The organism is Amycolatopsis sp. NPDC033938 (assembly GCF_055575975.1).
In genome coordinates this window covers 511,051-535,011 of record NZ_JBVIRO010000001.1, presented here as the reverse complement: position 1 = coordinate 535,011, position 23,961 = coordinate 511,051, and the positions used below count along the sequence as shown (strand labels likewise).

Genomic DNA, 23,961 nt, shown 5'->3' with positions numbered 1-23,961 from the left:
GGCCTAGATGGGCAACCGCACGCGCCGGGCGGGCGGTGTCTTTCCCACTGCTCAACAGCCGGGAGGAGATCGACCACCCGGCTGTACGTCGAATACTCTTCACCCGTGAGTAAAGGCAGCCATCACCGAAGCGCGTTACGCGCTGTACGTGGCGGGTTGCTCGGCGTCAGTTCCGCGGCGCTGGCCGTGACCGCTCACATGATCGGGGACGGCGACCTCCCCGATACGGCGATGACGGTGTTGCTCACCGTGCTGATCGGCTGGAACGCCGCCGCACTCGCCGCCAAGGCGCGCGGGCCGCTGGCCACGATCGTCGATCTCGGCGCCGGCCAGGTCGTGATGCATCTCGTGCTCAGCTCGCTGAGCAGCCACCAACCGCACAGCGAACCCACCCCCGGTTCGGGCGGGTTCGCGATGACCGCGGCCCACGTCGTGGCGACGCTGGTCACCGCGCTGCTGCTGGCCAAGGCCGATGGACTGCTGCTCGGCGTCCTCGCCTGCCTGCGCGCGCTGGTCCCCTTCATCCTCAACGCGCTTCCGGTGCCCGCCCGTCCGGCGGCGCCGGTACTCGCCCGTCCGGCGGGCCCCGGTCACCTCGTCCGCGTGGACCTTCGCCGGGTACACGGCAGACGCGGCCCGCCGCTCTTCTCCTGAACCTCACTCATCCCCCGTATTCCGGCGAGGTCCCCGAACCCGCCGCCACAGTCACGTTCAGGAGTTTTCGTGTCCAAGCACGTCTTCAAGCGCGCCGGTGTCCTGGCCGCCACCATCGGCATCACCGGTCTGCTCTCGGCCGGGATCGCTTCGGCCCACGTCACCGCCAACGTCTACGGCCCCCAGCCCGAAAAGGGCGGCTACGGGTCGATCTTCTTCCGCGTCCCCAACGAGGAGAAGGACGCCGGCACGATCAAGGTCGAGGTCACCATCAAGCCCGAGTACGCGCTCAGCTCGGTGCGCACCAAGCCGATCCCCGGCTGGAAGGCCGAGGTCGTCAAGTCGAAGCTGCCCACCCCGGTGACCACCGCGTCCGGCACGCAGATCACCGAGGCCGTCACCAAGGTCTCCTGGACCGCGGAGCCCGGCACCAAGATCGCCGCCGGTTCGACCGAATTCCAGGAGTTCCAGATCAGCGCGGGCCAGTTCCCGACCACCGTCGACGCGCTGGAGTTCCCGGCCACCCAGACGTACGAGAACGGCAAGGTCGTCAACTGGGACCAGCCGACCCCGGCCTCGGGTGAGGAGCCGGAGCACCCCGCGCCGAGCGTGAAGCTCGCCGAGAAGAGCGGTGACGGGCACGGCGGCGGCCACGGCTCCGACGCGAAGACCTCCGAGGAATCGCACGCTTCTTCGTCGTCCGACAACACCGCCCGCTGGCTGGGCGGCGCCGGTCTGGTCGTCGGTGCCCTCGGACTCGGCGTCGGCGCCGGGGCCACCCTGCGCGCCCGCCGCGCCACCGCGGCCGCCGCCACCAAGAACACCGAGGGAACCGAGTAAATGCGTAAGGCGCTCATCGCGCTGGCGATCACCGGGGTGGCGTGGCTCGCCACCGCCACCCCGGCGCTGGCGCACAACGTGCTGATCTCGTCCGACCCGGCGAAGGGCGCTTCGCTCGCCACCGGACCGGCGAAGGTCACGCTCACGTTCGACCAATACGTCCAGAACGCGAACGTCAACCAGATCGCGGTCATCGGACCGGGCGGCGGCCAGTGGGCCGAAGGACAGGTCGAGGTCCGCGACAGTGTCGTGTCCGTGCCGCTGCGGCCGCTCGGCCCGGCCGGCGAGTACAAGATCGGCTACCGGATCCTCTCCGCGGACGGGCACGCCGTGACCGGCGAGGTGCCGTTCACCCTCACCGCCGCGGGCACCGGCACCCCGGCGGCGGCCGATGCCGCGCGCGGCAACGCCGGCGACACGAACACACCGGCGACCGGCGGCGAAGGCTCGTCCGGGGTGCCGATCTGGGTGTGGATCGCGGGTGCCGTCGTGCTGCTCGCCGTCGGGCTGACCGTCGCGTTGCGCACCGGCGCGGGTGACAAGGAGAAGAGCGGGTCATGACACAGGCCGAGACCACCTCGCGCGCCCGCGTCGCCGTCCTGTTCTGCGTGGTGACCGCGGCGATGGTCGGCGTCCTGATCGGCGTCGCGCTGACGGCGACCGCCCCGGTCCCCGGGGTCGCGCAGGTCAGCGAGGTGGTCTCGGTCTCCATCCCGATCGTGCGGGTGCTGCTGGACATCTCGGCGGTCGCCACCATCGGGCTGGCGCTGCTTTCGGTACTGGTCGGCTACGACCGGCCGAAGCTCTCCGAACCGATCATGCGCGTCGCGCGGCCCGCGAGCGTCGCGGCCGCGCTGGTCTGGGCGACCACCGCGCTCGTCGCGCTGATCCTGCAGACCGCCGAGTACCGGCCCGGCTCCAGCACGCTGTCGATGTCGGACGTCGGGAGCTACATCGCCGACGTCGGCGCCGGGAAGGCGCTGCTGATCGTCGCGGTACTGGCGCTGCTGCACGCGGGACTCGGCATCCTGGCGCTGAAACACGGCGAGAAGGTGCCAGCCGAGGTCCGCGTCGGACTCGGGCTGTTCGCGCTGCTTCCACTGCCGGTCACCGGGCACGCGTCGAACTGGAACTACCACGACTACACGATGATCTCGATGGAACTGCACGTGATGAGCGCCGTCGCCTGGACCGGCGGACTCGGCGCGATGACGGTGCTGCTCATCGGGAACCGGACGCTGCTGGCGCACGCCCTGCCGCGGTTTTCGAAACTGGCGACGCTGTGCCTGATCCTCGGCGCGGCGACCGGCCTGTTCAACGGACTGATCGAGATCACGCTCAACCCGTCACTCGGCTTCTGGGAAGGCCTGTTCACCACGCCGTACGGGCAGTTGGTGCTGCTCAAACTGTTGTGCACCGGCGTGATCGCGGGACTCGGCGCCTACACGCGGTGGAAACTGATGCCGCGGATCATCCGGCACAACCGGACGGCGCTGGCCGCCTGGGCGACGCTGGAGCTGACCGTGATGGGGCTGGCGTTCGGCTTCGCCGTGGTTCTGACGCGGGCGCCGGTGGTGCCGACCAGCTAGCTTTTCTCAGGAGAAGTAGACAGCAGGAGACGAGTACTCCCGCGTCGCTGAATGGTGCTGTCATGGGTGCCGCCTACGCTTGCTGAATGTCCCCGCCGCAGGCCTTCGCCGACGAGTCGTTCCAAGAGGACTCTGCCGGCGGCTTCTACGTACTCGCGGCCGCGGTATTGCCGATCGCCCGACACGCCGAGCTGCGCCAGGTGATGCTGGACGTTCGTGGCGGCCGTCGTAGTAGCAAGCTGCACTGGTATCCGATGGATCACCAGGAGAAGCTCGACGTCGCCAAGCGCGTCGCCGATCTCGATGAACTGCACGTGGTCACTGTCGGCACCCCAGTGCGGCCGAAGAGACAGGAGCGTGGTCGCGCGCTGTGCCTGCAGCGACTGGTCGTCGAACTGCACGACGTCGGCGTCGACACTCTCGTCGCCGAAGCCCGGCAAGCCGACCTGAACAAACGCGACGTCGACAGCGTCCGGCACGCGCGGCTGCACCTGCCCAAGGGAACGGCGTTTCGAATCGAACACCGCTTCGGCAAGGACGAGCCGCTGCTCTGGATCTCCGACATCGTGGCGGGGGCGGTCCGGGCCCGGATAAACGGCAACGACGCCTTCTTCCAGCCGCTGAGCGGCTGCGTGCATGAGGTCCGGATCGATATGCCGACCTGACCAGCACTGGACATGCGTAAGGCCAGGCTCCCGGTCATGCCCCAGGTCACCTGGCCTTGCGACTCGCGCGACGTCCGCGACGACACGCTCTCAACGAGTAGTAGGACCTTCTCGTTGTCGCACCGGCAAGCCGATCCGACATGTCGAGCGTAGCTCATGAATGCGCTCAATTGCACTTCGTCGTAAGAGGCCTTACCCACGCCGGTGGTGCCGACAGCCGGCTGTGACACGCCTTGCTCCATCCGGCCGCATTTGGCCGGTTTCGCTGTCCTCTTCGGATCTTCGCCGCGATGCTCTACGCGATCGCTGGGTTAACCCGAAGAGGGGATAGTGGATGGGCAGCCCGATGCCGGGTGAAAGTGAAGTCGGCACGCCGCAGGTACCGCGCCAGCGTTCGGCGGCCCCGCTCACCAGGCAGGTGAGTGCCGGTCCACGTCAGCTTCCGCCCGTACCGGCGCATTTCACCAACCGCACGGCCGAACTCACGCTGCTCGAGAAGCTGCTGACACAGGCCGATACCGACGTCGACCGGCCGGCCGTGCACCTGATCAGCGGCCAGGGCGGGATCGGGAAGACGGCGTTGGCCACCGCGTGGGGCCGCCGTCTCGGAGACCGGTTCCCGGACGGGCACCTCTGGGCGGATCTCGGCGGGTTCAGCACCAACGGCCCGCTCTCCGCGAGCGAAGCGCTCGGCCGGTTCCTTCGCGCGCTGGGCCTTCCGCCGGAAGGGCTGCCTTCGGACGTCGAGGAACTCGCCGCTTTGTACCGCACGACGACCGCCGACCGGCCGTTGCTCCTGTTGCTCGACAACGCCGGGTCGACCGACCAGGTGCTGCCTCTGCTGCCTGCCTGCGGGGAAAGCCTCGTGATCGTGACTTCGAGGCGTCGGCTGGGCAGGCTCCAGGCCGAACATCGCGCGAAGCTGATCGAGCTGGCTCCCTTCGGCTCCTCGCACAGCGCCGAACTGCTGGGCCGCGCGCTCGGCGCCGAGCGGGTCGGCGCCGAAGCCGCCCACGCGCGCGACATCGCCGACCTGTGCGGCGGGCTGCCGATCGCCCTCACCACGATCAGCGCCAAGCTGGCCGGACGGCCCAAGATGTCGCTGGAGAAGATCGCCACCGAGCTGGGTAAGGAATATCGTCGACTGGCCACGCTCTCGACGAAAGAGGCGCAATCGGTGGAAGCCAGCTTCAACCTGTCCTACGACGAACTCCCCTCGGACGCGGCCGCGCTGTACGCGGCGCTCGGCCTGCATCCCGGCCCCGACTTCGGTGTCGGGGTCGCGGCCGCGTCGATCGACGTCCGCCCCGAGGTCGCCGACGATCTGCTCGACCAGCTCGTCGACGTCGGGCTGCTGATCGATCGCGGCGACGACCGGTACACCTTCCACGATCTCGCGCGGTTGCACGCCAAGGAGAAGACGGCGGGCAACGAGTACGACCGCGACATCGCCGTGCGCCGCATGCTCGAGTGGTATCTGTTCACGGCTTCCGAGACCGCCGTCCTGACCACGCCCGACCAGGACGGGATCCCGTACCGCTACGAGTACCGCCCGTCGACGCGGACCACGTTCGACTCCTCAGAAGAGGCACTCGCCTGGCTCGAGCTGGAACGCGAGAACCTCATCGCCGCGGTCGAGACGGCCCACGCTTGGCAGCTGTGGGAACTCGGCTGGCAGCTCGCCGCCGCGATGTGGCCGCTTTTCCTGCTGCGCAAGCACTACCCGGACTTCCTGCGGGTGAGCGAGCTCGGTGCCGACTGCGCCAAGGAGTGGGGCAACACCTCGGCGGAGGCGCTGATGCGCAACCGCGGCGGCGCCGCTTGCCGCGGCACGGGCCGCTACGACGACGCCGTCCGGCACTACCTGGCCGGACGGGACGCCGCGCGGGCGGCAGGCGACCACGTCGTCGAGATCCGGTCGGTGGAGGGGCTCGGCCTGGTCGCGCTGCAGCAGGGCAGGCTCGACGACGCTGTCGAGTGGTTCACCGAGGACCTCGCGCTCAGCGAACGGCTGGAGCGTCCGCACGACATCGGGCTGGCGCTGATCAACCTCGGCGCGACCCGCGCCAAGGCCGGACAGGCCGAAACCGCGATCGCCGAGCTCACCCGCGCTCGCGACATCCTCGACGGGGACGACTACAACGTGGCCCGCGCCAGGATCGAACTCGGCCGCGTCCTCACGGCCACCGGGGAGCTCGCGGCCGCACGGGCCGAACTCGAACCCGCCCGCGCCACCATGGAGGCCAGCGGGTCGAGGTTCGAGGTGGCCAGGACGCTTTCGGCGTTCGGCGAGATCGCCGAGGCGCAGGGGGAACCCGAGGAAGCCCGGCGCCACTACGACCAGGCTCTGCCGATTTTCGTCGGTCTTGGGCGTCCGGAGGCCGACGCTCTGCGTACGCGTTTGGAACAACTGTGACCCGACGGCACCGATCGGTGCACAACGACGAGGTGAACCCCGCGCCCCGAATAACGGAGCGTAGCTGCAACTTGCACATTTGGGGGAGCACTGAGCCAATGGAAGTGATTAGCGCGGGCGAATTAGTCACTCATTGACGGACCATTTCGGGCAAGCGACGAACGGTCATTCGCCGTCGGCGAATGCACGTGCAAGTCGGTCGTTCCGCTAATCATCGATACCGGTTCCAGCGGGCACCGGTGCGCCCGTTCCGGAGATCGTCCAACCGTTTCCGCAGCTCATCCCGTACGTTGGGATGACTGCGGAGAATCGGGAGCACACTCGTGGTGAGCTTCAGTTCGCGGATCGCCCGCAGCACCGGGAATCCGGACCACGTGGTCACGTCGAATCCGTATCGCCGCGCGAACACGCGATAGCGGGCGGGTGGATCACTGAACCGTTCGAGGCCGACGGCGAGCGGGGTCAAGTCCCATTCCGGCGGCCCGACGCAGGAGGAATCGAAATCGCACAGCACCGGTCCGTCCGGTCCCGTGATCACATTCCCGGTGTGCGCGTCGCCGTGGATCAGGCCCCTCGGCAGCGGGAAGTCGAGCGTCGCGAGCGCGGCCTCGACCTCGGCGCAGCGTTCGAGCAGGAACCGCCGGTCGCCGTCGTCCAGCTCCTCCGCGTCCGAAACCCGGGCACGGACCGCGGCGAACGGCGCCCACTCGGGCAGCCCCTCCGGCGGCTTGAGCGCGTGGACCCGGCGCAGCAACGCGGCGAGGTCCGAGGAGCGGGCCTTCCGGCCGGTGGGCGGCACTTTCCACCACACCGTCACCAGATGCTCGCCGACCGGGATGGGCTGCTCGAAGCCGGGGAGCAGGCGGATGGCGGGCACTCCGTGCCGTTCGAAATGGCGCGCGACCCGCACGACCGTGCCGACGCGGTGCCGCAGCAGGGTGGAGCCGACGATCCGGACGACGAACGGCGCGCTCGCCAGTTCGTAGACGGCGTTGTTGGTGAACCTCAGCAGCCGGGCACCGGCGGGGTCCACGCCGAGCAGTTCGCACGTCCGCCCCAGGGCATCGTGCAGTTTGCCGGGCGTGAACCGGCCGTCCAACCCGGTCGGCTCAGGCGGCGTAGAAGGAATTGAGGCGGTCGGCGAGGTCACGGGCGTCGGCGTTGTTCCGGCGGCGCTCAGCCTCGACCTGCAGCGGCCGCATCCGGTCCTTCACCCGCTCCGACTTGATGCCCTCGGCGCAGTCGACGGCCTTCGAGCCCACCTTGGAGCCATGATCGAGATCGCCTTCGAGCAGGTGATTCGTGGCCAGCGCGCTGAGCATGAAGGTTTTGCTGCGGGCCATGTCGTCGTCGTAGGACTCGACGGCCTTGGTCAGCGCCGGGATCGCGTACTTGGTGTGCTCGGCGTTCTTCGCGGCGAGCACCGTGTGCACGGTGCCGATCATGGCGTAGACGTCGGTCTCGGTGAAGAACTTGACCCAGGACTCGGCCTCGGCCAGGTTGGCGCGGGCGAATTCGTCCTTGCTCCGGCCGAGCAGCTTCACGGCCTGCTCCTCGTTGCCCATCATCGCGTAGGCCCACGCCTCGTTGGCGCAGAGCACGGCGACCGCCAGTTCGGAGCCCGATTCCTGGGCGGCGATCTGGCCGAGCTGGAACAGTTTCAGCGCGTCGTTCGGCGCGTCCTGGTGCAGGTAGACGCGGCCCATCCGGTACAGCACGTTGGCCACGAGCGGGTGGTTGTCGCCCTGTTTGGCCAGGTCGAGCGCGTTCGCGAAATGTCCGCGGGCGGAGTCCATGAGGCCGGTGTCGAAGGACGTCCAGCCGGCCAGACTGTGCAGGTCGGCCAGCGCGACGTAGAGGCGGTTCTTGACCATTTCGGTGCCGCTGGACTCGAGCATCTGCTGTCCCCAGGACAGCTGGGCGACCACGGCGTCACGGCAGAAACCGCCGCCATACTGGTAGTCGAGGGACCGGAGCGCCCTGGTCGCGGCTTCCACCTGGCGGACGTCGGTCATACCGATCCGCCCGGGGGCCGGCGTCTTCGCCGGTCCCGCGGACCACGTACCCGATTCCGGACCGAACACCGCCGCCCCCATCGTGACCTGGGCGGCGTGCGCGAGGAACCTCCGTCGCTTCACGGACTCGTCCTCCTCCGCCTGCTGGCCGTCGGCAGCGCCGACGACCTTTATCGCTGTCGCCTCGTCGTAGGCGAGACCCATGTATCCCCGTGGGACACCAAGGCCGTCAGCGATGCGGGTGAGCACGTCGTACGCCATCACCTGGCGACCTTTGAGGATCTCGGACACCTCGGACTGCGACTGGCCGGTCATCGCGGCGATCTGACGCTGCGAAACACCGTGCTTGCGCAACAGCCGGTACACGGAAGAGATCTCCCGGGTGGCCAGTGCGGCTCGCATCTCCGGCTGCTCCCAGGCATCCGGTGGCACGGGGTGACTCTGGCGGCCCTTGACATTCGTGTCCGAGCCGGCGACAGCGCCGCCACCGATACTGGCGTCCATTGCGCCCCCTCACAGTTCCGTTGGGGTCGAGAAACAGCGTAGGCACACCTATTCAACCGCGCGAAACACCGGAATGCCCGTCGTGATCGGCCCGGCAGAAGTCGTTTGACCGCTCACCGTGAAACCTCGTCCGGTCACCGCTATGACGGCGGTTCGACCTTCTATCGAACTCGGTTTCACATCACTGTAGTTGTCAGATCTCCGTGACCTACCGGCCACCGGCAGCGATCACAGAGAGCTACCAGTCTCCGAACCCCCTACAGGTGCGGATACGCGGTTACGAAGACGACGTGGAACGAGAGAGCGGAGCAGAGCCAGTGGAGTTCGTGGACTCGATCGCAACAGGCTCCATCACCGCGGGACGGCCCGGTATGGCCACGCGCCACCTGCGTGCGACCGGCCCCGCCGGTCAGCAGGCGGTCGCCGTCGCCCCCGGCGCCAACCGTCCGGTCTCACCGTCCGCCCCGGTCGACCCCCGTACCGCGAGCGTGCGCCGTTATGAAGGCGGACAACTGGTCTGGCGGGTGCAGTGCGGCGATCTCATCAGCCGCGAGCGTGCCGTCACCGTGTTCGTCGAAGACAACCAGGTGGTTCTCGTCTCGCCGCCAGGAGAGACCGCGCGCCTGACGTCCGGCCAGCTCGGACAGCTCAGGGCCGCGCTCAACGAAGCCGCCAAGATGGCGGAAAGGTAACGGTGAGTTCTCCGTGGATCAGGTCCTAGGGCAAGTCCTCCGCAACGCGGTTTGGGAACGCCTCGACATGCTCTCCGATCTCGCGAACCGGGCCGACGCGCAGTCGCTCGTGTCGGTCGCCCGCTCGGAGCTCCCCCGGCTGACCGAGGGTTGGCGCGCCATGCTCCAGGCGCACGAGCCCGACGAGCGCGGGGACTGCCCCACCTGCTCGACCCGCTGGCACAAGTGCAAGGCCCCCTGCTCGGTCTGGCAGGTGGCGCACGAGCATCTGGTCGCCGGCGGCCTCGCCCCTCAGCAGACCGCGGCCTCCCAGGACCACCGGCGGCAAAGCCGTCGCCTCGTCCCCGGCCAGGCCCGCGGAGCGCACCCGACCCCCGCCGAAACCACCGGCAGGCACGCGCTGGTCACCCCGCGCAGGCCGGCCATCGGCGGCGTGCACGCCTAGATGTCGGCGAGTGAACGGCGGTCCGAGCGCCCCCTCGGCAACCACGCCACGAGCTCGCCTCCCGCCGGAAGCGGTTCGCCCGTACCCCCGAACGTGACGAGCCGCTCTCGGTAACCACCCCGGTCCCCACCGCGATTAATCGAAAATTATCGACAGAACACCTAGCGAAGGCCGTAATCGGTCGCTAAGTTGATGATCACAAACGCAACGCGAGATTCCTTCGGTTCCGCGTTGTCATCCCCCGAACCCCGCGGGCCGGTGCCGTTGCACTCCCCTCCCCCGACCGGCACCGGTCCGCGGTCTCCAACCTTCTTTCAGCTGACTGCCTTCACCCGCGTGACCAGCACCGCGGCGAGAACGGTGGCCAGCGCCGACGCCGCGAAGAGGCTCGGATATCCGCCGAGGTAGGCCAGGATCGGCGCGGTCAGCATCGGCGCCACCACCTGCGGCAGCGAGTTCGCGATGTTGATGACCCCGAGGTCCTTCGCCCGGTCCTGCGCGGCGGGCAGCACCTGTGTGAGCATCGCCAGCGCGACGGCCATGTACGCACCGAAGCCGACGCCCAGCAACGGTGACGCCACGAGCGCGGCCGTCCAGTTCTGCCAGACGACCAGCAGCAGCGCGGCGATCGCCATCACCGCCGACGCCGCCAGGACGTAGGGCTTACGTCGTCCGGACTTGTCGGAGAAATGCCCGGCGATGAGCGCGCCGACGATGAGCGCCGCCCCGTAGAGCCCCATCATGATCAACAGCCCGGTGTCCGGATCTTCGTAGTGCACCGCGTCCTTGAGGAAGAACAGCAGGTACAGCGTGCCGAAGGCGTTGCCGAGGTTGATCATGAAGTGGCAGCCCCACGCCCAGGCGAAGTCCGGATGCTTACGCGGGGAGATCCACAGATTCGCCAGCACGTCCTTGGTCCGGACGGACGGCCGGAACGCGATCGGCAGCCGCGCGTCCGGTGTGCGCAGGACGAACGCCGCCGCCCCCACCAGCACGATGGCCGCGCACACCGCGTAGGCCAGTGGCAGTCCCGCGACATCCAGCATCACCACGACCACCACCGCGCCGAGCACGGTCCCGAGCATCTGGGCGATGCCGACCAGCCCGCCGACCTGCGCGCGCTGGGGCACGGGCACCCGGTCCGCGATCGCCGAGACCAGCATCGCGAGCATCCCGTTCAGCCCCGCCTGCACGAGGCACCAGCCGAGCACCATGACCGCGATGTTCGGCGCGAACGCGAGGGCCATGAGCCCGGCCGCGGCGACCACCGCACCGGCCGCCGTCCACGGATGACGGCGGCCGCGGACGGAACAGGTTCGGTCCGAAAGCAGGCCGACGGCGGGGTTGGCGATCAGCGCGACGAGCGCGCCGATCCCGGTGACCAGGCTGAACACGGCCTCCTTGCCGGCGGCGTCCAGAATCTCGGCCTGTTTCGGCAGGAGAACCTGGATGGGCGCGTAAACCCCGAGCCAGAGCGCGATGTTCGCGAAGAACAGCAGGCTCATCCAGCCCGCGCGGACCCTGGCGACCGGCTCGGCGAGTGCCTCGGGCAGCGCCTTGACCTCACTCATGGCGGATCAGTTTCCGGTACCAGCCGAAGGAATCCTTCGGTGTCCGCCGCTGCGTCTCGTAGTCGATGTGCACCAGGCCGAACCGCGGCTGGTAGCCCTTCGACCATTCGAAGTTGTCCATCAGCGACCAGACGAAGTACCCGCGGACGTCGACACCGGCGTCCATCGCTTCCCGGACCGCGACGAGGTGACTTTCGAGGAAGTCGATGCGCTCCTGATCGTGCACGCGTCCGTCTTCGGCCACGACGTCATCGAAACTGCAGCCGTTTTCGGTGATGTAGACGGGCGGGAGATGCTCCCGGTAGCGCTCGTGGAAGCCGACGAGCAGTTCGCGCAATCCCTGCGGGACGATCGGCGAATCGTTGGTGGTCATGGGATATCCCTCGATCGCGCGAAGCTCGAAGGGCAGCGGATTGCCTTCACCGGGAGCGGCGACGCCCTGCGGCTCGTAGTAGTTCACCCCGTAGAAGTCGAGCGGCTGCGCGATGGTGGCGAGATCTTCCGCGAAGCCCACGGGGAGATGCGGGACGACTTGTTCGGGATAACGGCCCAGCAGCACGGGATCCGCGTACGTCCGGTTGATGAGGGCGTCGATCCATTCGCCGGCAGCCTTGTCCTCCGGTGAATCGGTGGCGGGCCAAATGGGTGAATGGTTGTTGGCGGTGCCGACACTGCGGGCACCTGCCGCGCGCAGGGCTTGGACGGCGAGACCGTGGGCGAGATTCTGGTAGTGCGCGGTGGGCAGGGCGTCGAGCAGGAGCGTCTTGCCGGGAGCGTATTCGCCGATCGCGTAGCCGAAGATCGACATGACCATGGGCTCGTTGAGCGGGATCCACATTTTCACCCGATCGGAGAATCGCTCGCCCACGATGGCGGCGTATTCGCCGAACCGCTCAGCGGTGTCACGGGCGAGCCAGCCACCCTTGTCCTCGAGCGCCTGCGGGAGGTCCCAGTGAAAGAGCGTCCCCGCCGGGTCGATTCCGGCGGCGCAGACCTCGTCGATGAGCTTGTCGTAGAAGGCAAGGCCTTCGGCGTTGGGCTTGCCATCGCCGTCGGGCTGGATCCTCGGCCAGGCGAAGGACATCCGGTAGGCGCCGACACCGAGGTCGGCCATCAGCGCGATGTCCTCGGAGTAGCGGTGGAAGTGATCGGCGGCTACCTTTGCGTGCTCAGCCCGCGCGATCTTTCCCTCCGTTTCGGTGAATGTGTCCCAAATGGACTGTCCTCGGCCGCCCTCGCCGGTCGCCCCCTCGATCTGGAAGGCGGAGGTCGAAACCCCCCACAGGAATTCGGACGGGAAGATCGATTTTTCCACCGGCTACGCACCTTTCTCCGGAGACACGGCCGAACATGAAAAGTTCTCAGATACTATGCCTTCACTCGACCGTGGGGAACCCCGTCGGCACGATAAAGTCGCAGATCAGCGAAGGAGGAGCCCGAGTGTCCGACATCCAGGCCGCGAAACCGCCGGCGGAGACGACTCCGCTCCGGCGGCAGCCCGTCCAGCAACGCAGCGCCAAGCGGGTGGAGCAGATGCTCGACGCCAGCGCCCAGCTGATCGACGAACTCGGTTACGACGCACTGACGACCACTCTGATCGCGAAACGCGCCGGGGTGGCCGTCGGGTCGCTGTACCAGTTCTTCCCCGACAAGCGGGCCGTGGTGCAGGCGCTGACGCAGCGCAATCTCGAACGATTCGTCGCCTCGGTGTCGGAGACGTTGAACCAGCTGGCGCCCGAGCACTGGTGGGACGTCGTGGACTCGATCCTCGACATCTATCTCGACATGCACCGCGAGGTTCCCGGGTTCTCGAAGGTCCACTTCGGTGACGTCGTGGACAGGCAGCTCCTGGACGAGACCCGCGACAACAACGCCGTCATCGTCGACGAGCTCACCAAGGTGCTTTCGGCGCGGATCTCCTCGCCGCTCGACGACATCCGGTTCGCGCTGACGATCGCGAACGAGACGGCCGACGCGCTGCTGAAACTGGCGTTCCGTCGTGACCCGCGCGGGGACGAGCGGATCGTCGCGGAAGCGAAGTCGGTGGTCAAGGGGTACTTGGCGAGCAAGTTCGGCGAAGCCTGAGTGGGGGCTGAAGGGGCCCTTCACCGCATCTGACTCGGTGAAGGGCCCCTTCGTCGCTTCGGACTCGGTGAAGGACGCTTTCAGCCCGTGACCGTCCCTTGTGGACTCGCGACTCACTGATCGGACGTCGCGAAGGCCCCCTTGGGGACGCTCAACGTCCCCAAGGGGGCCTTCGCGACACCGGTGGATCCCCCTGCTCCATTCGTGTCCACCGGCGCCCGGACCCCCTGCCCCAGCAGTCACACAATCCCCACAAGCCACGCCGCCACCCATCCTGACCTGGCTTTACGCGGTTATCCACATAAGTTGTCCACACCCACCCACAGTTGTGGACAACCGCGCCCCTCACTCCGCCGAACCCCGATTCCCGACACCCCCTCCCGATACGCTGGTGCAGGGCGCGCCCCCCAGGGATGGGCGGGGGCTGGGTGGGGCAGCAATCCGACGCTCCCGATCGTCCGTGGAGGGAGCCTTCATGCGTCTAGCGCCAGGGGCCCGTCTTGCAGGCCGACGATGAAGGAATTGGGACGTTGAGTGTCCCAATTCCTTCATCGTCGCGGGTTCGCATCCGTTTGCGAAGCTTGATCAACAGAACGAGGCACAGGGATGGGTGGGTCGCGCGGGATCAGCCGAAGTTCTGGTGTTCGCCTCGGTAGGTGGGGACGGTCCGGTCGACGCGGTCGCCGACGACGACGTGGTAGTGCGTGAAGCGTTCGGCGAGTTCGCCGGCTTTCGCGTGGCGCAGCCAGACGCGGTCGCCGAGCCGCAGGTGGCGGGCGGCTTCGCCGGATACGGGGGTCTGGACTTCGCCGGCGCCTTCGAAACCGAGCAGCGAAAGTCCTTCGGGCAGGTACGGCGTCGGGAGTCGCGAAGACTCTGCCGGTCCTGAAGCGATGTAGCCGCCGGAGAAGAGCGTCGCGATCTTCGGTGCCGGGCGCCGGACCACGGGGAGCGCGAACATCGCGGCCGGTCGCGGCGAGAAGTGCGCGTAGCCGTCGAAGAGCGTGGGCCCGATGAGGCCGGAGCCCGCGGCGATCTCGGTGACGGCTTCCTCGGCACCGGTCGATTCGACGCTGCCGCTGCCGCCACCGTTGACGAATTCCAGCTCCGCCAGCGCCCGCACCGCCCGGACGGCGGCCGCGCGGCGCTTCGCGATTTCCACAATGGACTTTCGCTGCATCCAGCCGACGACGGCGTTCTTGACGCCGCTGCCCGCCGCGTCACCGAGCCCGGCGATCTGACCCTCGTACGCCATCATCCCGACGAGCCGGAAACCCTTGCGGGACAAGATGGTCCGCGTCAGATCCGCGGCCTGCCGCGGGCTGAACACCGGCGAACGCCTGGTGCCGACGTGCACGCCGGGCAGCGGCCGCCACGAAGCGTCGAGTTCGAGACAAACCCGGATCTCTGGGTGGTCCTGGCCGAGCGCGGCGTCGACAAGATCGAGGTGTTCCGGCGAGTCGACCATGATCGAGATCGCCGCCCGCGCCCGGTCGTTCGCCGCCAGCCGCCGCAGCGCGCCGTGGTCGGCGGTCGGGTACGCGACGACGATGTCATCGGTCGTCCCCTGCTCGACGTGCCAGACGGCTTCGGCGAGCGAGTAGCACATGAGGCCCTCGAAGCCGGGCCGCGCTAGCACCCGGTCGAGCAGATACCGGCAACGGACCGACTTGCTGACCACGCGGATCGGCTTGCCGCCCGCCCGCCGCAGCAGGTCGGCGCCGTTCGCGTCGAAAGCATCCAAGTCGACAACCGCGAACGGAGGATCCAGGTCCTTCGTCGCCAAGTCGTACACCGTCGCACTGGTCACCCGAACTAAGGTACGACAGAAGGGCTTGAAACGCGAATACTATTCACTTACTGTTTCGGCACTCGAACACTCACGGAACGGGTGGCGCATGACACGGTGGAGCAACTGGGCCGGCACCGCGACGGCGTCGCCGCTGCGCGTGCATCGACCGCGTGACACGAACGGCATCGCCGAAGCGATCGGCCGTACGGTCGCGGACGGACGCCGCCTGCGCCCACTGGGCAGCGGCCACTCGTTCACCGCGATCGCCGCGGCGAATTCGGACGCGATGGACCTGACCGGCTGGACGGGTATCGCGTCGGCAGATGTCGCCAAAGGCCTGGTCACGGTCCGTTCGGGCACCACGCTCAAGCAGCTCAACGCCGAACTCGACGCGCTGGGGCTGGCGATGACCAACCTCGGTGACATCGACGCGCAGACCGTCGCGGGCGCGATCTCCACCGGCACCCACGGCACCGGTGCCCGGCTCGGCGGCATCGCCACGCAGATCGCCGCGCTCGAACTCGTCCTCGCGGACGGCACCGTGATCACCTGTTCGGCGGACGAACGGCCCGAGCTGTTCGCCGCCGCGCGAGTCGGCCTCGGCGCGCTCGGTGTCATCAGCACCGTCACCCTGCAGTGTGAACCGTCGTTCCTGCTGTCCGCGCAGGAACGACCGGAACCCCTCGAACAGGTTCTCGAAGGCTTCGACCAGTTCGCCGACGAGAACGACCACTTCGAGTTCTACTGGTTTCCCTACGGCAAGAACGCACTGGTCAAACGCAACAACCGGCTTCCGGCGGGCAGCGAGCGCCGTCCGCTGACCAAGCTGAAGGAATTCGTCGACTACGAGATCACGGAGAACCTCGCGTTCGGCGGCCTCTGCCGCCTCGGCCGGGCGGTGCCGAAACTCGTGCGACCGCTCGGCGGGTTCGCGTCGAACGTCCTCTCCGTCCGCGAGTACAGCGACACGTCGCATCGCGTCTTCGTGACCCATCGCGGGGTGCGGTTCGTCGAGTCGGAGTTCGCGGTCCCGCGTGAATCGCTGCTCGACGTCTTCGCCGAACTCCGCGCGCTGGTACCGAAACTGGAGAATCCGGTCGCGTTCCCGGTCGAGGTGCGCGTCGCCGCCGCGGACGACATCTGGCTCTCGACGGCGAACGGCCGCGACTCCGCCTACATCGCGATCCACCAGTTCGTCGGCATGCCCTACCGCGAGTACTTCGCCGGGTTCGCCTCGATCGTCGGCGAGGTCGGCGGCCGCCCGCATTGGGGCAAGATGCACGACCTCGACGCCGCGACCCTGCGCTCGCGCTATCCGCGGTTCGACGACTTCTCACGGGTCCGCAAGGAGGTGGACCCGGCCGGGGTCTTCGCGAACACTTACCTCGACCGGGTTCTCGGCACCGTTTAGGCCGTATCGAACAGTGCGCTGACCGACTCGCCGTTGTGGATCCGCCGCATCGCCTCCGCCAGCGCGGGCGCGATCGACAGGACCCGCAGCTTCGGGCTCTGCTCCTCCGGCGCGATCGGCACCGTGTTCGTGCAGACGATCTCCAGCACGTCCGGCTGGCCGCCGATCCGCTTCAGCGCGCCGCTGGAGAACAGCCCGTGCGTACACGCGACGCGGATCGAGCGCGGCTTCAGTTCCCGCAGCTTGGTGAGCAGTTCGATCACCGTGCTGCCCTTGGCGATCTCGTCGTCGAGGACGATCACGTCGCGGCCGGTGATCTCACCGATCACCGAGCTGATCTCGACCCTGTCGTCGGCGAAGCGCTGCTTCGCGCCGGCGGCGACCTGAACCCCGAGCAGCCGCGCGAAATGCGCGGCCTCCTTGGCGTTGCCGAGATCCGGCGAGACCACGGTGGTCGCGGAGAGGTCGTACTGGCGGAAGTACTTGGCCAGTTCCTGCAACGCGTGCAGGTGGTCGACCGGGACGCTGAAGAAGCCGTGCACCTGCGGCGAGTGCAGGGTCATCGCGAGGACGCGATCGGCACCCGCCGTCGCCATCAGGTCGGCGACGAGACGGCCGCCGATCGAAATCCGCGGCGCGTCCTTCTTGTCCGATCGGGCGTACGCGTAGTGGGGCATGACGACGGTGATCCGCTTCGCCGACGCGCCCCGCGCGGCGTCCAGCATCAGCAGCAGTTCGACGAGGTTCTCCTGCACCGGCCGCACCAGCGGCTGGATCAGGAAGACGTCGCGTTCGCGGCAGTTCGCCTGGAGCTGGACTTCGAGACAGTCGTTGGCGAACCGCTGGACCCGCACGGGATGCAACGGCACACCCAGATGAGTGCAGATCTCCTCGGCGAGCTCGGGATGTGCGCTACCGCTGAAAACCGCGATGTCCTCGCGCAAGGACCTACTCCGTTCAGTCAAAAGACGGATTACGTCCACACACTATGGTTTCACAAAGCGGAAACGGCCTCAGAGATAGCAGTATCACCAGAAATCGCGGTGAGGATACGTCCCGCCGTCGACGGCTCGTCGAGCAGCGCGACCAGGATCGCGGCGACATCCTGACGAGGAATGGGGCCGCGTTCGGTGGTTTCGGCGATGAGGACCTTGCCGGTGCCTTCGTCGTTGGTGAGCTGACCCGGTCGCAGGATCGTCCAGTCGAGATCGCGGGCACGCAGATCGTCTTCGGCCGCTTTCTTGGCTTTGAGGTAGAGCCGGAAATCGTCCGGCACGTCCGCGGTCTCCCATTCGTCGGCGCTGATCGAACCGACCTGGATGTGCCGCCGGACACCCGCCTGTTCGGACGCCGCCGCGAAGAGCGCCGCGGCGGCCCTGTCCACAGTGTCCTTACGGGCCGTGCCGCTGCCGGGGCCCGCGCCCGCCGCGAAGACGGCGGCGTCGGCGCCGTCGAGCACCTTGGCCACGGCGTCCACATCGGACTTTTCCAGGTCGAGGACGACGGCTTCGGCGCCTGCCGCTTCGAGATCGGCGACGTGATCGGGATTGCGCACGATCCCGACCGCCTGATCACCGCGCGCCGAGAGGAGTTTCTCCAGCTTCAGCGCGATCTGTCCGTGTCCACCCGCAATGACGACTCGCATGGCACCGACAGTAGTGGGTTCAGTCCACTTCGGCAGGGAGCTCGGTGGCGCGCAGCAGCTGGTCGTAGACGATCTCGTTGACCAGGCGCGAGACCGGGTCCTCGTCCAGGATCATGCGCTCGTTGTGGCCCTCGAGGTCGAGGTCGGTGACCGCGTTGGGGTCGGCGCTGACGATGGCGAGCCCGTAGGCGCGGGCACGCGGCAGGCAGTTGCCGACGTAGTCCTCGGTCAGTACGGCTGGCGATGGGAGCACCATCGCGGCCTCGCCGTAGCGTGCGAACGGGACCGCGGAGGCCATCGCGGTGCGCCAGTGCCGGGCGACCGCGAGGACGCCGATGATCTCGGCGGCCGGCGCGGGTGCGGTCGCGGCCAGCTCTGGCCATGTCCAGGTGTCGACGGTGGCGCGATCGACGACGGGACCCATGCCCATCGCGATGCGCTCCGCGTGCACGTCGGTACGGAGCCGGGCGACCACGCAGATCTTGCGGCCGAGCACGGTGGTCTCCGGCAACACGATGCCGTTCCAGCCGAGCAGGGCCGCCGCCTTGCGCGATAGCTCCTCGACGCTCGCGGGCAGTTCGATCGGCGGCACCACCCGGCTCGGCAGTGACCGGCTGCGCTTCGCGCCACCGGCGACCGTCGAGCTCTCCATGTTCGGTGTAGCCGCCACGTTCCGCCTCCTTCGAACCTGGTTTCCCTAAGGCTCTTCATCCCGTGCCACCTCGGTGGAAGCGGCACATGAACTGTCTAACAGGGCCGGAAGGCGGCGGCGCCGGACAACGGGAGTGGCTGCGATCGGCGGCGCCTTGCGATCGGTGACCGGTCGGTGGGCGGTCATCGGACTTCAGTCCGACCGTGCCGCCAACCGAGTGAGAGCGAGGTAAGTGGTGTTACCCGGCGTCTCCGAACGGTCACAGGCGCGAACGGGCCGCCACCGAACACAGGCGCGGCAACGGAAGTAGTCCACTAGTCCATTCAGCCCAGTGAATAGTCATTCCACTGTGGACCTTCGCAGGTCAGGGTCATGAGACCGTCGCGGTCCGGAGGAGTTCTTCGACGCCGGGGGTCTGCCACTCGTCCATGACGACGATCTGCTTCTCCGCAAGGAACCAGATCCGTTGGGTGACCCGCGTCTCGCTGTTCCCACCGGTCTGTCCACGAGGAACACAGTTGATGATCCACTCCTGATAGGTCGCCGTCGCGGCGCCGATCGGTGCGGTGGCGGAAACCGTGGACGCGGCGTCACCCTCTTGGCGGAGGTCCTTGCGGCCGGCGGCGTTGCAGGCACGGCCTCCCGCGCTGCGACGGTAGAACTCGCCCGGCCGGTACGACGGCTGCTCCGCCGACTCCTGCGTGTTGTCGGTGACCAGGAAGTACCGGCAGTTGAAGTACTTCTTCGGATCCGGGCAGCTCGAATCGACGATGACCTTCTCGAGTCCCTGCGACTGCACCGACCAACCCGGCGGCAGGTGCAGGGTCAACGCGCCGACGGAGACGTCGGTGAGTCCTTGGGCAGGCGGCGCGGACGACGTCCCCTTCAACTGCTTTCCGCCGGTCACGCCTGCCACGAGATCCGGGTTCAGCAGATCGGCCACCTTGTCGTAGGGCAGCGAGTAGTCCTGGACGGCGCAGGCGGTGGAGAAACCGAGATCGGTCATGTTGACGGTGATCTCGACGGCCGTCGGCGTGAAGGCGAGCCACGCCTTCCGCTCGCTGGTGAAATCCACCGCCTTGAGGGGCCGGTACGGGAAGTAGCTGTTGGGCGGCCCGCACTGCTCCTTGTCGGGCCAGATCCGTTCGGTGAGGATCCGCGTCCCGTCGTCGGTGAGCTTCCCGGGGGCGAACAGCTCCTCCGGGGTGAGCGCCTTGCCCTCCTTCAGGTCGATCGTCACCGTGGCCCGGCCGTAACTCCAGGTCGGATGCGGTTTGTTCGCGAGATCGTGCGAGTAGCGGACCGAGAGGTACCGCTCGTTCTGCGAGCGCACTTCGGCCTTCGTGAGGAGCGTGTACGGACCGCGTTCGGGCTCCAGCTTGGCGGCGCCGGGGCCGGTTTTGCGGTTCCAGTCGTCGATCGGCGCGGCCAAGGCGTCGTTGACCCGTTTCAACCAGGCCTGGTCGGTGGTCCCGGTCACCTCCGGGTAGTCGCCGGTGAAGGCGATGTTCGTACCGGGGACTGTCCCGGTCTTGGTCTTCATGGCGACCTTCAGCGCGACGGCCTGCTGGGTGGTCGGCGGCGATGGCGGCGGGGTGCTCGCGTCGGAGAAGACGACCACGGAGCCGACCACCGCGGCGGTCGCCGCGACGACGCCGATGGCGATCTTCAGCCCGGCCGCGATCCCGCCGGTCGACGCGGCCACCGCGCCGGTTCCGGCGGCGGCGACGCCGGGCGCGGCCGCCGTCCCGGCACCGAGCAGGACCAGCGGTGTCGCCGCGACGAGGACACCCGTCGCCTTCGCCAGCCGTGACCAGCCCTTGCGCTCCCAGTCGTCGCCGTAACCCGCACGGGCGACGCGTTCGAGTTCGCCGACGAAGGTGAGCGCGTCGACCGGCCGCTTCGAGGGGTCCTTCGCCATCCCGAGCGCGATGATCTCGTGCACCTGGTCGGGGGCCTCGCCGAACGGGATGGGCGCGTGCTGGTGCAGTGTGCGGAGTATCTCGGTTTCTTCGGCCTGGTAGGGCCGGTGCCCGGCGACGCACTGGAAGAACACGCAGGTCGCGGCGTAGACGTCGGTGGCGGGAGTGGCCGGGCCGCCTGCCCACTGCTCGGGCGCCATATACGCCGGTGTTCCGACGGACGGTCCCTGTTCACCCGCCAGGACGGCCGTGCCGAAGTCGACCAGTTTGCTTTCGCCGGTGTCGGCGACGAGGACGTTGCCCGGTTTGTAGTCCCGGTGGACGACGTCGACGGAATGCGCCGCGGCCAGACCGAGCAGCGAACCCTTCAGCACCGCGAGCGCGGCTTCGGGTTCGAGAGCGCCTTCGGCCCGAAGCACGGAAAGCAGGGAGACGCCGTTGATCGCTTCCATCACGATCGCCGCGCCCTGCGGTGTCTCGAAGAACTCGTACAGGCGGACCACGTGCGGGCTCGTCACCCGATGCAGCGCCAGCGCCTCCTGCCGGAACGCGGCCAGGTAAGCGGGGTCCGCGGCGAAGCGGGAGAAGAGGTACTTGATCGCGACGACATGGCCCGTGTTGTCCTGACGGGCCAGCACCACGCGGCCGAAGGTGCCCGTGCCCAGCTGCTCCAGCTCGGTGAAACCGGGCAGTCTCCACTCGTCGTTCACTGCCACCGTGCCTCTTCCAGAATCTTGTCGAGACCTGGAGTGTTCCACTCGTCGACGATCACGAGCTGCGTTTTCGGCAGGAACCAGACCCTCTGGGTGACCGTCCCGCCGCCGGAGCAGGTGAGCCGCCATTCCTCGTAGGCGGCCCGTTTCGTCCCGATCGGCCGGAGCTCCTTCTTCTGCAGGACGGGCGAACCCTGCGTTTCGCCAGGTGCCCCGATGGAATGACACGGCCGCGGGCCGGTCGAGCGGTTGTACGGTTTGCCCGGTTCATACGCCGGAGTCGCCGGGTCCACGCGCGAGTTGTCGCTGAAGAGGACGTGCGCGCACTGGGCAGGCTGCGCGCCGCCACCCGCGCACTGGTCGGCGGTCACCAGATAGCGCTCGACGAACGCGCTGGAGAGCAGAGACCATTTCTCCGGCGTGGTGATCGTGAAGGCGCCGACGTTCTCCTCTTTGGTCCGTGGCCCCTGCGTACCGGTGGACGAGCGGCCGAGCAGTTTCATGACGGTGGGGCTCATCAGGTCATGCAGGCGGTCGAACGGGACGTCCAGCTCCGTCGGATCGCAGACGTGCGGGTAGCCGAGTGCGCTGCCGTAGACGTAGAACCGCATCCCGTCGGCCGTGGGCGCCGCCTGCAGGGCACTGTCGTAGTCGAAGGTGTATCGCGAAGACAGCGGGCTCGGCGGGAAATGTTCGACGTCGTTCCGCGCGCCGGCGAGGCAGTTGCCCGGCTTCGCCGCTTCGAGGAGCCGATCCTCCAGTATTCGCGTCCGGGAGGGCGTGCCGTCGACGTTGTCGAACAGGTTCGCGCTGGTGACCTGCTCACCGGTCGTGAGGTCGATGACGATCGGGCGGATGCTGAAGCCGCCGCGGTTGCCGAACTGCACGGAGTCGATCGAGCGCTTGTAGACGATCGACACCACCTTGTCGTCCTTACGCAGGACCTCGGCTTCGGTCTTCATATGCGGGATGTCGCCGTCGGGTTCGAGCTGCGGCCGGTAGCTGTCCGGCCAGAAGTTCTCGAGCCAGCCGTCGATGGGCGCCATCAGCGCCTTGTTGGCCCGCTCTTCCGCGGCCTTGTCCTTCAGCCCGGTGATCCGGACGTACTTGCCGTTGTAGTCGTAGCCGTCGAGCTTCTCGGTGCGGGTGAGCAGGTCGACCTGCATCGCGGCGAGAGTCGCGGTCCGTGGCGGCGCGGAGGCCTGGTCGTCGCCGTTGGCGTTGATCACCACGACCGTGCCGACGGCGGCCGCGGTGACGGCGGCGATCGCGGCGGTCACCTTGAGCCCGAGTGCGATCCCGCCGCCGGTGGTCGCCGCGACACCACCCGCCGCGCCGCCCGCGACGACCGGCGCGGCGGCGGTCCCGGCCCCGAGCAGGGCCAGCGGGGACAGGGCGACCAGGACACCGGCGCCCTTGGCGAGCCAGTGCCAGCCGTTGCGCTCCCAGTCGTCGCCGTACGCCTTCCGCGCGGACGTCTCCAGTTCGGTGACGAATTCGGCGGCGCCCGACGGCCGCTGGGCGACGTCCTTCGCCATGCCACGCGCGATGAGGTCGCGTACCGGCTCGGGGACCTCGCCGAACGGGATCGGCGCGTATTCGTGCAGCGTGCGCAGCACTTCGGTCTGTTCGGCCTCGTACGGCCGGTGCCCGGCGACGCACTGGAAGAACACGCAGGTCGCGGCGTAGACGTCGGTGGCGGGGGTGGCGACCCCGCCTGCCCACTGCTCGGGCGCCATGTACGCGGGTGTGCCCGCGGCGACGCCGGTCTGCCCGGCGAGGACGGCGATGCCGAAGTCGACGAGTTTGCTCTGCCCCTCACGGGTGACCAGGACGTTGGCCGGTTTGTAGTCGCGGTGGACGGTGCCCGCGGCGTGCGCCCCGGCGAGGCCGAGCAGCGACCCTTTGAGGATGGCCAGCGCGGCTTCGGGTTCGAGCTTCTCCTGGCGGCCGAGGATCTCTTTCAGGGAGACCCCGTGCACCGCTTCCATGATGATGGCGGCACCTTGCGGGGTTTCCACGAACTGGTGCAGACGGGCGATATGCGGCCCCGCGACGCGGCTGAGAATCTGGGCCTCGTGGCGGAATTCGGCCAGCCTCACCGGATCCGCCGCGAACCTCGCGTACAGGTATTTGATGGCCACGACCTGGGCGGATTCGTCGTGCCGCGCCAGCACGACCCGGCCGAAACCGCCCTCCCCGAGCGACCCCATCTCGGTGAAACCCGGCAAGGCCCAGTCGTCCACAGAATCCTCCGCGATTCCCGATCGTGTCCCCTTGGAGGTGAGCTGCGCCGCAGCGGTTCCCCGGGTTCCGGGTTTAGGGTTACTCGTCGGTCACTTGGCCCGTT

20 protein-coding genes are annotated in these 23,961 nt (G+C 68.2%); 10 read left to right on the top strand and 10 right to left on the bottom strand.

Annotation, left to right across the window (positions count from 1 at the left end; genetic code table 11):
• Positions 1-156 precede the first annotated feature (156 nt).
• The 6 genes from ACZ5ZX_RS02615 to ACZ5ZX_RS02590 all read left to right on the top strand — a co-directional run bounded on the left by ACZ5ZX_RS02615 (position 157) and on the right by ACZ5ZX_RS02590 (position 6,164).
• On the top strand, positions 157-654 hold the full coding sequence (locus ACZ5ZX_RS02615; protein ID WP_465501016.1) for a hypothetical protein: 498 nt from the start codon (positions 157-159) through the stop codon (positions 652-654).
• A 69-nt stretch (positions 655-723) separates the two neighbouring features.
• Positions 724-1,494: a YcnI family copper-binding membrane protein gene (locus ACZ5ZX_RS02610; RefSeq protein WP_465500317.1), complete on the top strand. Its 771-nt coding sequence runs from the start codon at positions 724-726 to the stop codon at positions 1,492-1,494.
• Complete coding sequence (locus ACZ5ZX_RS02605) at positions 1,495-2,055, top strand: copper resistance CopC family protein (protein WP_465500316.1); 561 nt, start codon at positions 1,495-1,497, stop codon at positions 2,053-2,055.
• Complete coding sequence (locus tag ACZ5ZX_RS02600) at positions 2,052-3,083, top strand: copper resistance D family protein (RefSeq protein WP_465500315.1); 1,032 nt, start codon at positions 2,052-2,054, stop codon at positions 3,081-3,083. The genes ACZ5ZX_RS02605 and ACZ5ZX_RS02600 overlap by 4 nt, the downstream gene beginning before the upstream one ends.
• An 86-nt stretch (positions 3,084-3,169) precedes the next feature.
• The gene (locus tag ACZ5ZX_RS02595; RefSeq protein ID WP_465500314.1) at positions 3,170-3,748 is read left to right on the top strand and encodes a hypothetical protein; all 579 of its coding nucleotides are present in this window, start codon (positions 3,170-3,172) and stop codon (positions 3,746-3,748) included.
• Between the two features lie 346 nt (positions 3,749-4,094).
• Positions 4,095-6,164: an ATP-binding protein gene (locus ACZ5ZX_RS02590; protein WP_465500313.1), complete on the top strand. Its 2,070-nt coding sequence runs from the start codon at positions 4,095-4,097 to the stop codon at positions 6,162-6,164.
• A gap of 211 nt (positions 6,165-6,375) precedes the next feature.
• Here the strand turns inward: ACZ5ZX_RS02590 and ACZ5ZX_RS02585 are convergent, their stop codons facing one another.
• Positions 6,376-7,263, bottom strand: a complete 888-nt coding sequence (locus tag ACZ5ZX_RS02585) for a phosphotransferase family protein (protein ID WP_465500312.1) — start codon at positions 7,261-7,263, stop codon at positions 6,376-6,378.
• Between the two features lie 10 nt (positions 7,264-7,273).
• Positions 7,274-8,683, bottom strand: a complete 1,410-nt coding sequence (locus tag ACZ5ZX_RS02580) for a tetratricopeptide repeat protein (protein WP_465500311.1) — start codon at positions 8,681-8,683, stop codon at positions 7,274-7,276.
• Positions 8,684-9,000: 317 nt separating this feature from the next.
• Between ACZ5ZX_RS02580 and ACZ5ZX_RS02575 the strand changes: the two genes are divergently transcribed.
• Together ACZ5ZX_RS02575 and ACZ5ZX_RS02570 are read left to right on the top strand one after the other, a co-directional pair.
• Positions 9,001-9,375, top strand: a complete 375-nt coding sequence (locus ACZ5ZX_RS02575; RefSeq protein ID WP_465500310.1) for a hypothetical protein — start codon at positions 9,001-9,003, stop codon at positions 9,373-9,375.
• Between the two features lie 13 nt (positions 9,376-9,388).
• A complete protein-coding gene (locus ACZ5ZX_RS02570; protein WP_465500309.1) occupies positions 9,389-9,820 on the top strand; it encodes a hypothetical protein in 432 nt (143 codons plus the stop codon).
• A 314-nt stretch (positions 9,821-10,134) separates the two neighbouring features.
• On the opposite strand, the gene ACZ5ZX_RS02565 is transcribed toward ACZ5ZX_RS02570, so the two are convergent.
• On the bottom strand, positions 10,135-11,391 hold the full coding sequence (locus ACZ5ZX_RS02565; RefSeq protein WP_465500308.1) for an MFS transporter: 1,257 nt from the start codon (positions 11,389-11,391) through the stop codon (positions 10,135-10,137).
• Positions 11,384-12,706 (bottom strand): GH1 family beta-glucosidase, encoded by a 1,323-nt coding sequence (locus ACZ5ZX_RS02560; RefSeq protein WP_465500307.1) that lies wholly within the window; start codon positions 12,704-12,706, stop codon positions 11,384-11,386. The genes ACZ5ZX_RS02565 and ACZ5ZX_RS02560 overlap by 8 nt, the downstream gene beginning before the upstream one ends.
• A 125-nt stretch (positions 12,707-12,831) precedes the next feature.
• On the opposite strand from ACZ5ZX_RS02560, the gene ACZ5ZX_RS02555 reads away from it, so the two are divergent.
• Positions 12,832-13,476 carry a TetR/AcrR family transcriptional regulator gene (locus ACZ5ZX_RS02555; RefSeq protein ID WP_465500306.1) on the top strand — a complete coding sequence of 215 codons (645 nt, stop codon included), beginning with the start codon at positions 12,832-12,834 and terminating at the stop codon, positions 13,474-13,476.
• A 625-nt stretch (positions 13,477-14,101) separates the two neighbouring features.
• Here the strand turns inward: ACZ5ZX_RS02555 and ACZ5ZX_RS02550 are convergent.
• Positions 14,102-15,286, bottom strand: coding sequence for an amino acid deaminase/aldolase (locus tag ACZ5ZX_RS02550; protein WP_465500305.1), 1,185 nt, complete (start codon positions 15,284-15,286; stop codon positions 14,102-14,104).
• An 88-nt stretch (positions 15,287-15,374) separates the two neighbouring features.
• On the opposite strand from ACZ5ZX_RS02550, the gene ACZ5ZX_RS02545 reads away from it, so the two are divergent.
• Positions 15,375-16,679 carry a D-arabinono-1,4-lactone oxidase gene (locus ACZ5ZX_RS02545; protein WP_465500304.1) on the top strand — a complete coding sequence of 435 codons (1,305 nt, stop codon included), beginning with the start codon at positions 15,375-15,377 and terminating at the stop codon, positions 16,677-16,679.
• Here the strand turns inward: ACZ5ZX_RS02545 and ACZ5ZX_RS02540 are convergent.
• The 5 genes from ACZ5ZX_RS02540 to ACZ5ZX_RS02520 all read right to left on the bottom strand — a co-directional run bounded on the left by ACZ5ZX_RS02540 (position 16,676) and on the right by ACZ5ZX_RS02520 (position 23,857).
• Positions 16,676-17,623: a ribose-phosphate diphosphokinase gene (locus ACZ5ZX_RS02540; protein ID WP_465500303.1), complete on the bottom strand. Its 948-nt coding sequence runs from the start codon at positions 17,621-17,623 to the stop codon at positions 16,676-16,678. The genes ACZ5ZX_RS02545 and ACZ5ZX_RS02540 overlap by 4 nt on opposite strands.
• 50 nt (positions 17,624-17,673) lie before the next feature.
• Positions 17,674-18,324 carry an NAD(P)H-binding protein gene (locus tag ACZ5ZX_RS02535; protein ID WP_465500302.1) on the bottom strand — a complete coding sequence of 217 codons (651 nt, stop codon included), beginning with the start codon at positions 18,322-18,324 and terminating at the stop codon, positions 17,674-17,676.
• A gap of 19 nt (positions 18,325-18,343) precedes the next feature.
• Entirely contained in the window at positions 18,344-18,994 is a 651-nt protein-coding gene (locus ACZ5ZX_RS02530) for a hypothetical protein (protein ID WP_465459589.1), read from the bottom strand.
• A gap of 352 nt (positions 18,995-19,346) precedes the next feature.
• The gene (locus ACZ5ZX_RS02525; RefSeq protein ID WP_465500301.1) at positions 19,347-21,614 is read right to left on the bottom strand and encodes a serine/threonine-protein kinase; all 2,268 of its coding nucleotides are present in this window, start codon (positions 21,612-21,614) and stop codon (positions 19,347-19,349) included.
• Positions 21,605-23,857, bottom strand: a complete 2,253-nt coding sequence (locus ACZ5ZX_RS02520; RefSeq protein WP_465500300.1) for a serine/threonine-protein kinase — start codon at positions 23,855-23,857, stop codon at positions 21,605-21,607. The genes ACZ5ZX_RS02525 and ACZ5ZX_RS02520 overlap by 10 nt, the downstream gene beginning before the upstream one ends.
• Between the last annotated feature and the right edge of the window lie 104 nt (positions 23,858-23,961).